Genomic DNA, 12,679 nt, shown 5'->3' on the forward strand with positions numbered 1-12,679 from the left:
ACGGGAAGAGCTTTTGCCTGCCGAAATCTACCGGAGGGTGGGGCAGGAATACCTGCGTTTGGACGCCAGCTGAATCTTTGCGGCGAGTCGGGAACACGTGCTGTGTGCCGGTCTTAGCTCCCTGATTTTCCCTTGTTTTTCCTTGACAATGGTCAGGCGCTTTACTATAGTCCGTATTTTGCGACGCTCGAAGAGTGGAGCGCCAGGTCTGACATGTTCGACAATCTGACGGAAAAATTCGAATCGGTTTTCAAGAAACTGCGCGGCCATGGCCGGCTGACCGAAGAGAATATACAGGAAGCTTTACGTGAAGTCCGTCTGGTCCTCCTGGAGGCCGATGTCAACTTCCGCGTGGTCAAGGACTTTGTTGCCGCCGTCCGTGAGCGGGCGGTCGGGCAGGAGGTCCTGAAGAGCCTCACTCCGGCCCAGCAGGTCATCAAGGTGGTGCGCGAGGAACTCGGGCGCCTGATGGGCGAGGGGGTGGAGAATCATCTCGATCTGGCCGCCCGGCCGCCGGTGCCGATCATGCTCTGTGGTCTGCAGGGCGCCGGCAAGACGACCACCTGTGGCAAGCTGGCGCTCAAGCTGCGCAAGGAAAAACGCAACCCGCTGCTGGTGCCGGCCGACATCTACCGGCCGGCGGCCATCGAGCAGCTCAAGACGGTGGGCCGGCAACTCGGTATTCCGGTTTTCGACTCGCACGCCGGGCTGGATCCGGTCGCCATCTGCGAGGCGGCGCGCCGTTTCGCAGAGCTCAACGGCTACGACACGCTGATTCTCGATACCGCCGGACGTCTGCACGTCGACGAGACGCTGATGGATGAGTTGGTGCGGATCAAGGCTTCCCTCGCGCCGCGGGAAATTCTGCTGGTCGCTGACGCCATGACCGGTCAGGACGCAGTGAACGTGGCCGAGAGTTTCGACCGCAAGCTTGCGCTCACCGGTGTCATTCTCACCAAGCTGGACGGTGATGCCCGGGGTGGCGCAGCTCTCTCCATCCGGGCGGTGACCGGCAAGACGATAAAACTGGTTGGCCTCGGCGAGAAGATGGATGCCCTCGAGGTATTCCATCCCGACCGCATGGCGCAGCGCATTCTCGGCATGGGGGATGTGCTCTCGCTGATCGAAAAGGCGCAGTCCGCCATCGACCAGGATCAGGCGGCAGCCATGCAGAAGCAACTGCGTCAGGAGGGGTTCAATCTCGAGACCTTTCGCGATCAGCTCAAGACGATCAAGAAAATGGGCTCGATGGAGTCTATCCTCAAACTGATTCCCGGCGCCGGAAAGGCCCTCGGTCAGGCCCAGGGAATGCAGTTGCCTGACAAGGAGCTGAAGAAGGTCGAGGCGATTATCAACTCCATGACTCCTGCCGAGCGGCGGGACCATCGCATCCTCAACGGCTCGCGCCGGCTACGCATCGCTCGCGGCAGCGGCACTTCGGTGCAGGACGTGAACGTGCTGATCAAGCGCTTTACCGAAGCACAGAAGATGATGAAAAAAATGCAGCAACTTGGACCCAAGGGACTCAAGGGGCTGATGGGACGCGGCGGCGGATTGCCGTTTTGACAGGCTGAAGCCAGGAATCGAAAAATCCTGAACCCTGATTCCTGAAGCCTGATAACTTATACCTGAACAGAGTTCACGAAACACCAGGAGGAACAGCACATGTCCGTGAAAATCAGACTGGCCCGCGGCGGCGCCAAGAAAAAACCTTTCTACCAGGTAGTGGTCGCCGATGAGCGCTCCCCGCGCGACGGCCGTTTCGTCGAAAACCTGGGTCAGTACGACCCCAAGCAGAATCCCCCGATGGTTTCCCTGCAAGAGGAGCGCACTCTCGAGTGGCTGCAGAAGGGCGCCCAGCCCACGGATACCGTGCGGCAATTGCTGCGCCAGCAGGGGATCTGGGCCAAATTCAAGCAGCCGAAAGAGGCCTAAGCTTCTCCGGCGACCGAGGTGGGGCATCCCTTTCTCCGAAGGACGGACTCCATGAAAGAACTCATCGAATTCATCGCCAAATCCCTGGTGGAACATCCCGAAGCGGTGACCATCTCCGAGGAGCAGGGTGAGGATGGCAGCATCCTCGTCAAGTTGGCTGCGGCTCAGGAGGACATGGGGAGGATCATCGGTAAGCAGGGGCGAACTGCCAAGGCCATGCGCACACTGCTCAACGCCAAGGCTACGCGGGTCAACAAGCGCGCTACCCTGCAGATCATGGAGTGATGGTCGCTGCGGCTGATGAGCTTCTGCGTTTGGGGGTGGTGACCGGGACCCACGGACTGCGTGGTGATCTTAAGGTGCATCCGATTACGGATGAGCCGTCGGCGCTGCTCGCTGCTCGTGAAGTCTGCCTCCGTGGTCGGCAGGGCGAACTCATTCCCTGTCGGGTGGCTGCGGTAAAGGCTCACAAGGGTAGTGTGCTGCTGAGATTGCAGGGGTTCGAAAATATCGATGCAGCTCAGACGATGGTGGGGTGTGAGGTGCTGATGCCCCGCGGTGAGCTTCCTGCGTTGACGGATGATGAGTTTTACTGGTTTGAACTGGAGGGGCTGAGCGTCGTCGATCGGCGCCGTGGCAATCTCGGTGTCCTTGAGGAGATGTTCAGTACCGCCGCGCATGACATCTACGTGGTGCGCGGTCGCTACGGTGAGGTTCTGATTCCGGCGGTGAAGGAGTTCATCGTGGAAATCGACCGTGACGGACGGCGCATGCTGGTCGATCTCCCCGACGGTCTTGTCCCGGAAAAAGATGAAATTTGACGTTCTGACCCTCTTTCCCGGCATGTTCACGTCGCCCCTGCAAGAGAGCATTCTCGGCCGGGCGGTGGAGCGGGGGTTGATCCGGTTTGCCGCTCACAATCTCCGGAACTGGGCCGAAGGCCGGCACAAGGTGACCGACGATACTCCCTGCGGCGGCGGCGACGGCATGGTCATGAAGCCGGAGCCGGTTGCCCGGGCGCTGACGGCTTTGCGATCGGATTCACCCGCCTCGCGGGTTCTGCTGATGACCCCGCAGGGCAAGCGGTTTGACCAGCGCGAGGCCTGGGCCCTGGCGCAGGAGCCGGGGTTGATTTTTGTGTGCGGCCGCTACGAAGGCTTTGACGAGCGTATTCGCTCTCTGGTGGATGCCGAGTATTCGTTGGGGGACTTTGTCCTCACCGGCGGCGAGCTGCCCGCCATGGTGATGATCGATGCCATCGCCCGGCTGCTGCCGGAGGTGCTGGGGAGCAGCGGCAGTGCCCTGGGAGATTCCTTCTCGGATGGCCTGCTTGAATATCCGCATTACACGCGCCCCGTCGAATTCCTGGGCATGCGGGTGCCGGAAGTGCTGCTTTCCGGCAACCACGCGGCCATCGCCAGTTGGCGCCGCCGTGAACAGCTGAAACGGACGCTGCAGCGGCGTCCGGACCTGCTGGCCACGGCCAGGCTGACGGATGCAGATCGACGGATTCTCGACGAACTGCGACACGAAATGCAGGGCGAAGGAGCATGAGCAGGCAACCGCTGGCGGTGGCCCTGGTCCATCATCCGGTTCTCGACCGGCGCGGCGACCGGGTAACGACGGCGGTCACCAATCTCGATCTGCACGACATCGCCCGGACGGCCCGCACCTACGGCGTCTGCCGTTATTATGTCGTCACTCCGGTCGCGGAACAGCAGCTGTTGATCGCCCGCATCCTCGACCATTGGCGTGAAGGTTTCGGTGCCGGCTACAACCCGGACCGCGGCGAGGCCCTGTCGCTGGTGACGATGACAGCTGATCTGGAGGCCGCCCTGGCAGACTGGCGGGCACAGGCGGGCTCTGCGGCGTTGCCGGTACTGACGGGGGCGTCCCGATCTGACGGCATATCGTTCGCCACCTGTCGCGCCTTGGCGCAGGAGCACCCGCTGCTGCTTGTGTTCGGCACCGGCTGGGGGCTGGCGCCCGAACTGTTCGAGCGGGACTGGCCGGTACTGGCGCCGGTGCGCGGGGCTGGTGACTACAATCATCTGCCGGTGCGGGCCGCCGCGGCCATCATTCTCGATCGTCTGGTCGGCGAAATGTGCAGCTGAGCGCCTGCCGGTAAAAATCTGGCATGCTCTGCTGCCGGTCGGCAACGGTGCCGGAATGGGCATGAGTCATCGATGCCTTTGAAAGTGCAAACCTATCCGACATATCTCGGAAAACAGAAACGGATCGAAATAGAGGAGGAAAGACATGAATATCATCGATCGTCTGGGCATGGAACACATTAAAAAGAACATCCCGATCTTCAAGGCGGGGGACACCCTGCGGGTGCACGTCAAGATTGTCGAGGGTGACAAACAGCGCATCCAGGTCTATCAGGGTGTCTGTATCAAACGGATGAACAACGGCGCCGGCTCCACCTTCACTGTGCGCAAGATCTCTGACGGCGTCGGGGTTGAGAGGGTGTTTGCCCTCCACTCCCCTGCCGTCGAGAAGATCGAGGTGATGACGATTGGCCACGTTCGCCGGGCCAAGCTCTACTATCTGCGCAAACTGCAGGGCAAGGCGGCCAGGATTCGCGAGAAGCGCTACGCCTGATAGTGAAAAAAAAAGCCCCGGCAATTGGCCGGGGCTTTTCTTGTCCAGGATAGCTTATATCAAACGAATGCGCCGTATTAATGGGGCACTGTGGGCACGCTGGCGGCGTGCGGGGCCGCCATGGCGACGAAGATGAAAATACCGATCAAGCAGTAAAAGGCGAGAGCCGCCCATCCCCCCTGCTTGAGCACGTCTCGCAGCTCCTTCCAGTCAATCAGAAAACCGAAGTAGCCGGCCACGGCCAATACAATGAAAACAGACTCCATCAGAAACTCCTCCTTTGGCTGTTTATAATGAGTTCGGTAACATAGTGTATACCATGGCGTCGGTGAAATCCAGCTGGAATTTTTCCTGAGAGGTGTCGGTTGACTCTCGATCTTTTTCCCCGAGTGGAACGCTCACCCCTGCAGTTCGAGAGCCGGACCAGGGCGCTGGGGTATCGGCTGATCGCCGGAGTGGACGAAGCTGGCCGGGGACCCCTGGCCGGCCCCGTGGTGGCAGCGGCAGTGATCCTGCCCGAGCAATTCGAGCTGCCCGGCCTCAACGATTCGAAGCAGTTGTCTGCGGCGGTTCGGCAGCGGCTCTTTTTCCAGATCAGGCAGCAGGCTGCAGTCGGCGTCGGCATTGTTGCAGCGGCCGAGATCGATGAGCTGAACATCCTGCAGGCAACCCTCAAGGCAATGAGCCTGGCAGTGCGCCGGTTGCGCCAGGCCGCCGACTATCTGCTCGTCGACGGTATCACGCCGGTCCCGCTACCCCTGCCGCAGAAAACCATCAGGCAGGGGGATGCCCGCTCTGCCTCGATTGCCGCCGCCTCGATCATGGCCAAGGTGGTCCGCGACCGGATGATGATCGCCTATGACCGGCTTTATCCCGGTTACGGTTTTGCCGGCCACAAGGGATATGGTTCCGCCCAGCATCTGGAGACGATCGCTCGCTTGGGGCCATCTCCTCTGCACCGCCGTACCTTCCGCGGTGTGCGCGAGCATCTGGAGCGGGCATGACCGAGGAGCGCCTGAGTCTTGGCCGCTGGGGGGAAGAGGAGGCCGCGCGTTTTTTACGGCGGCTCGGGATGACGATTGTCGAGCGCAATCTGCGTACCCCGGTGGGCGAGATCGATATTGTCGCTCGCCAGGGAAAGACCCTGGTCTTTGTCGAGGTCAAGACCCGGCGCAGCGATGCATTCGGCACGCCGCAGGAAGCTGTCGGACCGACCAAACAGCGGCAGATCATTCGTACTGCCCTCTGGTATATGGGGGACGGCAAGGGGAGGGGGATGCAGCCGCGCTTCGACGTGGTGGCGGTGCGACCAGAACGGCAGGGGGCGCGCGTGGAGCATATCATCAATGCTTTCGGCCTCTGAGCCGACCGGCGACGAGTCCTTCGGGTTTGCTTTTTGCTCCAAACGCCGCTAGAATTGCCGGCAGCCGAGCCGTTTGGCTCCGGCCGCCGGTTTGCTGAACGGGAGGGTCGGGTGGAAATGGTGGAGTCTCTGTTATCTCTGGGGATGGTCAGGATCGGGGTGGTCGCGCCCGAACTGCGAGTGGCCGATGTCGCCTTCAACGAAGAGCGCATCTGCCGGGCGATCGAGGCTGCCGAATCCCAGGACTGCCGCTTTCTGCTTTTTCCTGAACTCTGCGTTACCGCTTATACCTGCGGCGACCTCTTCTTTCAGCCGCTGCTGATCGAGCAGGCGCGGCAGGCACTGCGCCGGATTACCCGGGCGACGGCCGGCCGCCGGGCGACCGTGGTGGTCGGAGCTCCGGTGGCCCAGGGGGGGCGGTTGTTCAACTGCGGCGTTTTCATTGCCTCCGGGCGTATCCTTGGCATCATTCCCAAAACATTTCTTCCCAATACCCAAGAGTTCTACGAGGAGCGCTGGTTCTCTTCGTCCCGAGAGCTTGCGGCTGACGTTCTCGAGTGGGACGGACAGATGATCCCCTTTGGCCCGGATCTGCTCTTTCGGGCCGAGTCAATGCCTGACTGTGTCGTCGGCGTCGAAATCTGCGAGGACGCCTGGTCGGTCGAACCGCCGAGCGGCCGGATGGCGATGCGGGGGGCGACGCTTCTGCTGAATCTATCGGCCAGCCCCGAGTTGCTGGGCAAGGAGGAGTACCGGCGCGCCCTCGTCCTCTCCCAGTCGGCCCGCTGCCTGGCGGTTTACGCCTATGCTTCGGCCGGCCCCGGCGAGTCAAGCACCGATCTGGTCTACTCCGGCCATTCCCTGATTGCCGAAAACGGCCTGCTGCTGGCCGAGACGGAACGCTTTCGTTTCGACACCCAGTTGGCTGTCGCCGACATCGATATTGAGCGCCTGGTCGGGGAGCGACGGAAGAACAACACCTACGGCGCCAGCCGAACCGATGGTTCTTTCCGGTTCATTCCATTCCCCCTGCCGGATGCCGCCGCCGATCGTCTTCGGCGCCCTGTCTCCGCTACCCCCTTCGTCCCGTCTGCAGAAGAGGAAAGAACCCACCGCTGCCAGGAGATTTTCTCCCTGCAGGTCACCGGGCTGGCCAAAAGGCTGCTGCACACCGGGGGAACGAAGGCGGTACTCGGCATTTCAGGCGGGCTCGACTCGACCCTCGCCCTGCTGGTGACGACCAAGGCCTTCGACAAGCTGGGGCTCGACCATCGCGGCATCGTCGCCGTGACCATGCCCGGCTTCGGCACCACGGCGCGCACCCGGGGCAACGCCGAGCGTCTGGCACAACTGCTCGGCGTGAGCTTGCGGGTGATCCCGATCAACGCGGCAGTGCGCCAGCATTTTGCCGACATCGGCCACCGCGAGGAGGTGCATGACATCACCTTCGAGAATGCCCAGGCCCGGGAGCGCACCCAGATCCTCATGGATGTGGCGAACCAGGTCGGCGGTCTGGTGATAGGCACCGGCGATCTCTCTGAACTCGCCCTCGGCTGGTGCACCTACAACGCCGACCATATGTCGATGTACGGCGTCAATGCCGGGGTGCCCAAGACCCTGGTGCGCTACCTCGTTTCCTGGTGCGCCGAGGCGGAGTTCACCGGCGAAACCGCCGCCGTCCTCTCCGACATTTGCGCTACCCCGGTTTCCCCCGAACTGCTGCCGCCGAACGAATACGGCGAGATCGGCCAGATGACCGAAGACCATATCGGCCCGTACCGGCTGCACGACTTCTTCCTCTATCACGTCGTGCGCCTGCAGTTCGCTCCCCGTAAGGTCCTGCGACTGGCACGCGAGGCCTTCGCCGGCGAGTTCTCCGCTGCGGAGATCCATCTCTGGCTCGAGACCTTTTACCGCCGCTTCTTCTCCCAGCAGTTCAAGCGCTCCTGCCTGCCGGATGGCCCGAAGGTGGGTAGTGTGGCACTCTCGCCGCGTGGCGATTGGCGGATGCCGAGCGACGCCAGCGTGGCGTTATGGCTCGCGGACCTGGAAGGGTTGAAGGAGGATATGTAGGAGCAGGTCTTGTGCCTGCCTGTTTCGGGGCACCCACAAGGGGCGCCCCCACACCAATCACCAGCCACGGCCAGTATGTCCGGTACCCTCTACCTTGTCGCTACGCCCATCGGCAACCTCGAAGATATGACCTTTCGCGCCCTGCGCATCCTGAGAGAGGTCGACCTGGTGGCGGCCGAAGACACCCGACACAGCCGCAAACTCTTCAGCCATTACGGCATCGATACACCCCTCACCTCCTACTTCGAACACAACGAAGCGCTAAAGGGCGAACGTCTGCTCGAACAACTGCGGGCGGGAAGGTCGGTGGCACTCATCTCCGATGCCGGCACCCCAGCCATCTCCGATCCAGGCTTTCTGCTGGTGCGCCGCTGCCGGGACGAGGGGATACCGGTGCTCGCCGTCCCCGGTCCTTCGGCAGTGGTCGCCGCACTGGCTGTCTCCGGCCTGCCGACCGAGCGTTTTGCCTTCGAGGGGTTTCTTCCAGCCCGCAGCAAGGCGCGCCGTGAGGCGCTGCGGCAACTGCGGGCCGAGTCGCGGACCACGATATTCTACGAGGCGCCCCACCGGCTGCAGGCGACCCTGCGGGAAATTTGCGAGGAAATGGGGGCGGAGCGGGAGGTGGCGGTGGCCCGGGAGTTGACCAAGCTGCACGAGGAGCTGTTCAGGGGGACGGCGGCGGCGGCGGTCGAGCATTTCGGCGCTGGCCGCATCCGCGGGGAGATCGTCCTGCTGGTGGCGCCGGCTGCCGCCGGCGCGGCGGAGCCTGCTGCTGCCGGCGCCACGGTGGAAGAGGCGCTGGGGAAACTCCGTGACGAGGGGCTGCCGCTACGGCAGGCGGTCAAGCAGGTGGCGAAGGAGTTCGGTCTGCCGGGGGACGAAGTCTACCGGCGAGCGCTGGCGATGAAGGACGAAAACTGAAGACAGAAGGCAGAAGACAATATTGCCGTCCGCTGTTCTCTGTGCTACCGCCTTACTTCGAAATCGTTGAACTCCCCCCGATAGTCTTCCCAATCGATAAGGATCTCGTCGACCCGGGCGCCGCTGGGCCCATCGTGGCACCACTCGATCACCTTGCGCACGTCCGATTCCCGTCCTTCGAAGACGGCTTCCACATCGCCGTCGGGCAAATTGCGTACCCAGCCGGTGAGATGGTGCTCCAGAGCGGTGCGGCGGGTGAAGTAGCGGAAATTGACCCCCTGAACAACCCCCCGGATGCGCACCGTCGCTCTTACAGGTCTCATTGGCCACCCTCCTTTTCCAGCAATCGCCGGAACTCCTCTTCGTTGAGTATGCTGATGCCCAGTTCCCGGGCCTTGTCCAGCTTGCTCCCTGCTTCTTCGCCGGCAACCACGTAGTCGGTCTTCCTGCTCACCGAGCCGGCCGCCCGGCCCCCCAGTCGCTCGACCATCTCCTGCCCCTCCTTGCGTCCGAGGGTTGGCATCGTACCGGTGAAGACGAAGGTTTTGCCGGTAAGGGGTCCGCCCGCGCGGCGCACGCCCCCGGCAGGTGAAACTCCACGGGCCAGCAGCTTGTGAATCACGTTGGTGTTTTCATCCGACTGGAAAAAATCGACGATGCTTTTGGCGACGATTGGGCCAATTTCGTACAGGGTTTTCAGTTCATCGAAATTTGCCCGCAACAGATTTTCCAGCGTCCCGAACTGGGAGGCCAGGATTTTGGCGGTATGCTCGCCGACATTCCGGATGCCAAGGGCATAAATGAATTTGTGGAGAGGCCTGGATTTGCTTTTTTCAATGGCATTCAGCAGGTTTGCAGCGAGTTTGTCGCCCATGCGCTCAAACCTGAAAAAATCTTCCGTCGTCAGCGAATATAGATCAGCGACGTCCCTGACCAGACCGAGATTCAACAGCTGATCGATATACCTGTCTCCGAGCCCGTCGATGTCCATGGCGTTTCTGGAGGCGAAATGGCGGATGGATTCCTTGATCTTCGCCGGGCACGCCTGGTTTTGGCAGCGGGGAATTACTTCGTTCTGCTCTTTTTTGACGTTCCCCCCGCATGCGGGACAGTGTTCGGGCAGCGGGATCTCCTGCTCCTCGCCGGTACGCTTTGCGGTCAGCGCCTCGACCACGTCAGGGATGACGTCGCCCGCCCGCTCCACCACCACCCGGTCACCGACTCTCACCCCGAGCCGGGCGATCTCGTCCCAGTTGTGCAGGCTGGCGCGCGAGACGGTGACGCCGGAGATCTCAACGGGGCGCAGAATCGCCACCGGGGTGATCGCTCCGGTTCGCCCTACCTGCAGCTGGACCTCCAGCAGGACGGTTTCCGCCTGGCGCGGGGGGAACTTGAAGGCGACCGCCCAGCGCGGACGCCGGGAGACTTCACCCAGGTCCGTCTGCCAGGCGAGCCGGTTGACCTTCACCACGACGCCGTCGATTTCAAAGGGAAGATTGTCCCGGCGCCGCAGGAGCTCACCGTAATATTCGAGGACGCCCTCTGTGCCGCTGACCACCTTGCTCCCGTCCAGGTTGACCCGCAGGCCCCAGGACTGCAAAGCCTGGAGCAGTTCGCTGTGGCGCTCGGGCAGGGCGCCTTCCACGAGGCCTACCCCGTAGCAGAATATGTTCAGGGGGCGGAGAGCGGTCACGTGCGAATCGAGCTGGCGCAGGCTGCCGGCGGCGGCATTGCGCGGGTTGGCGAAGGTGGCCTGGCCGCTTTCCTCCAGTTCGCGATTCCAGCGCTGGAACTCGGCGGTGTCGATGTAGACCTCGCCTCGCACCTCCAGCAGTGCCGGAAAGGGGGGGCGCAGCACCAGCGGGATGGCTGGGATGGTTTTCAGATTTTCGAGGATTTTTTCGCCGACCGTTCCATCGCCACGGGTGGAGCCGTTAACCAGGCGGCCGTCGCGGTAGACCAGTTCGACCGCCACGCCGTCCATCTTCATCTCGCAGACGTATTCGATCGCCGCATCGGCCGGCACGGAAAGAAAGCGGTGAACCTGGCCGTCGAACTCGCGGAATTCTCCCTCGCTCTTGCGGTTGTTAAGGGAGAGCATCGGCAGGGAGTGATGGACCTGCTCGAATTTCTCCAGCGGCGGGGCGCCGACCCGCTGCGAGGGAGAGTCAGGGGAGACCAGCTCGGGGAAGGTTTGCTCCAGTTCGAGCAGTTCGCGGAAAAGCCGATCGTATTCGGCGTCAGAGATCTCTGGCCGGTCGAGAACGTAATAGAGGTGATTGTGGCGGTGCAATTCGCTGCACAGCTCGGCATGACGACTTCTGGCTTGCTCTTTGGTCATTGGTGATCCTGGATGAGGGCGACAATAGGCAAGGTGTGGTTTTCTATAGCACAGAGGGCGTATTCTTTCAATGTTTGCGCCCATACTCCGTTGTAATCCAGCGGGCCTTGGGGTAAACTCCAGCCAGATTTCATGATCGGGAGACCCATTAATGCCGCAAGACCACCTGCTGCACCTGCTCGGCCTGACCATCCTGCTTGCTCTCTCCGCCTTCTTCTCCGGCTCGGAAACCGCCCTCATGTCGCTGGACCGGTTGCGGGTGAAGTATCTGGTGCAGAAGAAGCGCCCCGGCGCCGCCCATCTCGAAGCCCTGCTCGCCCAGCCCGACCGGCTGCTCGGCACCATCCTGGTCGGGAACAACCTGGTCAACATCGCCGCCTCGGTTTTCGCCACCACCCTCCTCGTCCAGTTTTTCGGCGACCGCGGCGAACTCCTCACCATCCTCATTCTAACCCCGATCCTGCTGATCTTCTCGGAGATCAGCCCCAAGGCCTACGCCGCCCGCTTTCCGGAGAAAGTCTCCTTTGCGGTGCTGCGCCCCATTCTCGGCGTCCTCTGGCTGCTGACCCCCGTAGTCTGGATGGTGACCGCCATCCCCCGGGTGTTGAACCGCCTCTTCGGGAGGGAAGAGGAGCGCCCGGCCCTCTCCGAGGACGAGATCCGCTCCATCATCACCATGGGGGAGGAGACCGGCGTCGTCGCCAGGGAGCAGCGCCGCATGCTGCACGGCGTCTTCGAACTCTCCCAGATCCGGGTCCGCGACGTGATGATTCCGCGCACCGAGGTGGTGGGAGTCGAGGTGAACATCTCCTTCGAAGATGCGCTGCAGATCGCCCGGAACTCCCGCCATTCACGCTTCCCGGTTTACGAGGGGAGCCTCGACAGCATCATCGGCATTATCCATTCCAAGGATATCCTCAACTACGTCGGCACGCCGCAAGCCTTCGACCTGCGCGCCATCGCCCGCCCGCCGTACTTCGTTCCCGACTCGAAGCGGATCGCAACCCTGCTGCAGTCCTTTCGCCGCAAGCGGGTCCACCTGGCGGTGGTGGTTGACGAATACGGCGGCGTCGAAGGGATCGTCACCCTGGAGGACATCTTCGAGGAGATTGTCGGCGAAATCGAGGACGAATACGACGTGGTGGAGGAGGCCCTCTTCCGCGAAATCGCCCCCGGCCGTTATCTGGTCGACGGCAGCGCCTCGCTGCGCACCATCAACCGCCGCTTCGGACTGCAGCTCTCCGAGGAGCATGCCAACACCCTGGCCGGATTCCTGCTGCGCACCATGGGGACCATCCCCCAGGAGGGGGACAGCTGCGAAGCGAACGGCACCTCTTTCATCGTCCGCAAGGTAGTCGACCGCCGCATCGAGGAGATCGAGATGGTGCTGGCTGCGCCGCCGGAAAAGTAAGCTCCTTCCCTGCACCTTTCCTTTCCAT

At 62.3% G+C, this 12,679-nt stretch carries 15 protein-coding genes; 12 read left to right on the forward strand and 3 right to left on the reverse strand.

Annotated elements, in window-relative coordinates; all coding sequences use genetic code 11:
• Window positions 1–213 precede the first annotated feature (213 nt).
• The 7 genes from ffh to rplS all read left to right on the forward strand — a co-directional run bounded on the left by ffh (window position 214) and on the right by rplS (window position 4,542).
• A complete protein-coding gene (ffh, locus tag VD811_06240) occupies window positions 214–1,566 on the forward strand; it encodes a signal recognition particle protein (GenBank protein ID HXV20570.1) in 1,353 nt (450 codons plus the stop codon).
• Window positions 1,567–1,665: 99 nt separating this feature from the next.
• Complete coding sequence (rpsP, locus tag VD811_06245) at window positions 1,666–1,935, forward strand: 30S ribosomal protein S16 (GenBank protein ID HXV20571.1); 270 nt, start codon at window positions 1,666–1,668, stop codon at window positions 1,933–1,935.
• 51 nt (window positions 1,936–1,986) lie between these two features.
• The gene (locus VD811_06250; GenBank protein HXV20572.1) at window positions 1,987–2,220 is read left to right on the forward strand and encodes a KH domain-containing protein; all 234 of its coding nucleotides are present in this window, start codon (window positions 1,987–1,989) and stop codon (window positions 2,218–2,220) included.
• Window positions 2,220–2,756, forward strand: a complete 537-nt coding sequence (gene rimM / locus VD811_06255; GenBank protein ID HXV20573.1) for a ribosome maturation factor RimM — start codon at window positions 2,220–2,222, stop codon at window positions 2,754–2,756. The genes VD811_06250 and rimM overlap by 1 nt, the downstream gene beginning before the upstream one ends.
• Complete coding sequence (trmD, locus tag VD811_06260) at window positions 2,746–3,489, forward strand: tRNA (guanosine(37)-N1)-methyltransferase TrmD (protein HXV20574.1); 744 nt, start codon at window positions 2,746–2,748, stop codon at window positions 3,487–3,489. The genes rimM and trmD overlap by 11 nt, the downstream gene beginning before the upstream one ends.
• Window positions 3,486–4,049, forward strand: a complete 564-nt coding sequence (locus VD811_06265) for an RNA methyltransferase (protein ID HXV20575.1) — start codon at window positions 3,486–3,488, stop codon at window positions 4,047–4,049. The genes trmD and VD811_06265 overlap by 4 nt, the downstream gene beginning before the upstream one ends.
• 145 nt (window positions 4,050–4,194) lie before the next feature.
• Complete coding sequence (rplS, locus tag VD811_06270; protein ID HXV20576.1) at window positions 4,195–4,542, forward strand: 50S ribosomal protein L19; 348 nt, start codon at window positions 4,195–4,197, stop codon at window positions 4,540–4,542.
• Between the two features lie 77 nt (window positions 4,543–4,619).
• Here the strand turns inward: rplS and VD811_06275 are convergent, their stop codons facing one another.
• Window positions 4,620–4,808, reverse strand: coding sequence for a hypothetical protein (locus VD811_06275; protein HXV20577.1), 189 nt, complete (start codon window positions 4,806–4,808; stop codon window positions 4,620–4,622).
• A 99-nt stretch (window positions 4,809–4,907) separates the two neighbouring features.
• Between VD811_06275 and VD811_06280 the strand changes: the two genes are divergently transcribed.
• The 4 genes from VD811_06280 (at window position 4,908) to rsmI (ending at window position 8,899) form a co-directional block, all read left to right on the forward strand.
• Window positions 4,908–5,546: a ribonuclease HII gene (locus tag VD811_06280; GenBank protein ID HXV20578.1), complete on the forward strand. Its 639-nt coding sequence runs from the start codon at window positions 4,908–4,910 to the stop codon at window positions 5,544–5,546.
• Window positions 5,543–5,905 carry a YraN family protein gene (locus VD811_06285; GenBank protein HXV20579.1) on the forward strand — a complete coding sequence of 121 codons (363 nt, stop codon included), beginning with the start codon at window positions 5,543–5,545 and terminating at the stop codon, window positions 5,903–5,905. The genes VD811_06280 and VD811_06285 overlap by 4 nt, the downstream gene beginning before the upstream one ends.
• Before the next feature lie 117 nt (window positions 5,906–6,022).
• Window positions 6,023–7,978 carry an NAD(+) synthase gene (locus tag VD811_06290; GenBank protein ID HXV20580.1) on the forward strand — a complete coding sequence of 652 codons (1,956 nt, stop codon included), beginning with the start codon at window positions 6,023–6,025 and terminating at the stop codon, window positions 7,976–7,978.
• Window positions 7,979–8,053: 75 nt separating this feature from the next.
• Entirely contained in the window at window positions 8,054–8,899 is an 846-nt protein-coding gene (gene rsmI / locus VD811_06295; GenBank protein ID HXV20581.1) for a 16S rRNA (cytidine(1402)-2'-O)-methyltransferase, read from the forward strand.
• A 44-nt stretch (window positions 8,900–8,943) separates the two neighbouring features.
• On the opposite strand, the gene VD811_06300 is transcribed toward rsmI, so the two are convergent.
• Both VD811_06300 and ligA read right to left on the reverse strand, forming a co-directional pair.
• Window positions 8,944–9,222 carry an acylphosphatase gene (locus VD811_06300; GenBank protein ID HXV20582.1) on the reverse strand — a complete coding sequence of 93 codons (279 nt, stop codon included), beginning with the start codon at window positions 9,220–9,222 and terminating at the stop codon, window positions 8,944–8,946.
• Window positions 9,219–11,240: an NAD-dependent DNA ligase LigA gene (gene ligA / locus VD811_06305; GenBank protein HXV20583.1), complete on the reverse strand. Its 2,022-nt coding sequence runs from the start codon at window positions 11,238–11,240 to the stop codon at window positions 9,219–9,221. Before ligA ends, VD811_06300 begins: the two co-directional genes overlap by 4 nt.
• A 151-nt stretch (window positions 11,241–11,391) precedes the next feature.
• On the opposite strand from ligA, the gene VD811_06310 reads away from it, so the two are divergent.
• A complete protein-coding gene (locus VD811_06310) occupies window positions 11,392–12,651 on the forward strand; it encodes a CNNM domain-containing protein (protein HXV20584.1) in 1,260 nt (419 codons plus the stop codon).
• Window positions 12,652–12,679 lie beyond the last annotated feature (28 nt).

This window comes from Desulfuromonadales bacterium, from assembly GCA_035620395.1.
Classification (GTDB): Bacteria; Desulfobacterota; Desulfuromonadia; order Desulfuromonadales; family DASPGW01; genus DASPGW01.